This window comes from Luedemannella helvata, from assembly GCF_039528415.1.
GTDB classification, from domain to species: domain Bacteria; phylum Actinomycetota; class Actinomycetes; order Mycobacteriales; family Micromonosporaceae; genus Luedemannella; species Luedemannella helvata.
The window spans coordinates 1-847 of sequence record NZ_BAAALS010000102.1; the positions used below are offsets into that span (position 1 = coordinate 1).

The 847-nt window shown below is 64.5% G+C and carries 2 protein-coding genes; one reads left to right on the forward strand and one right to left on the reverse strand.

Annotated features, from left to right (window positions below):
* On the reverse strand, positions 1-328 hold a 328-nt coding region (locus ABD191_RS28930), incomplete at its 3' end, for a helix-turn-helix domain-containing protein (protein WP_344089113.1).
* A 214-nt stretch (positions 329-542) separates the two neighbouring features.
* Between ABD191_RS28930 and ABD191_RS29380 the strand changes: the two genes are divergently transcribed.
* Complete coding sequence (locus ABD191_RS29380; RefSeq protein WP_159040020.1) at positions 543-752, forward strand: helix-turn-helix domain-containing protein; 210 nt, start codon at positions 543-545, stop codon at positions 750-752.
* Positions 753-847: the final 95 nt, after the last annotated feature.

Below are 847 nucleotides of genomic sequence, written 5' to 3' on the forward strand. Positions count from 1 at the left end.
CGCCGTCGTCGGCGAGTTCGTCAACGATTCGCAGGGGCAGCCGGCTTTCCGTGAGCGCGTCATCTGGGACCGGCGGGGGAGTGGCGGCAGGCTCAACGGTCGGTTCGCCGCCGGCCAGTACTGCCTCGATAGAGCCGTCGGCCCATCCGACGCGGCGCGCGAAGGCGCGCTGGGTCTGTGAGGGCTTACTGAACTGCTTGCCCCGCTCGATGAGCTGGACGACCGAGCGGCCCACGCCCAGTTCGTCCGCGAGCTGCTCTTGTGTGACTCCGGAGGCCTTGCGGGCGGCCTGGAGTGCCTTCCCTAGCCGTGCCCAGTCGCGATCCATGGGCACATGATGCCGCAACCTCGTGCAACCAAGAAGCCTACTTCCCGCGCTTTGACCTGCTGCTTAGTAAGCATTTCAGCCGTTCTCGGTTGCATCTCGCGCTCCTTGTGTGCGCCCCGTGTGCGCCTGTCACGCAGTGTCGCGCTCTGAAAGTGAGCCAAGAGTGTCGTCAGACTGCTTGCGCATTGAGCACGCAGAGGCGTAGTTTCTGAGCGTGAGACCGAACGGACCGGCACAACGGGCCATACGGAAGGCTCAGAACAAGAGCCTCCGCTTGCTCGAACGCATTACCGGATTGGATCGCGGATACCTCTCGCGAATCGAGACAGGACAGATCCGGCATGTGGCGGATACCTCAGTCCAGAAAATCGCCGACGCCCTCGGTGTCCCCACCGAGGCAATCACACACAAGGAGAAGACGTGACCGTCGAGGCCACCGAAACGCCCCCGGTCAAGCGGCGCCGCAAGCCGGCCCAGCAGGACAACTACGCGGCCGCCCTGAAGAAGAAGGCCGACGCC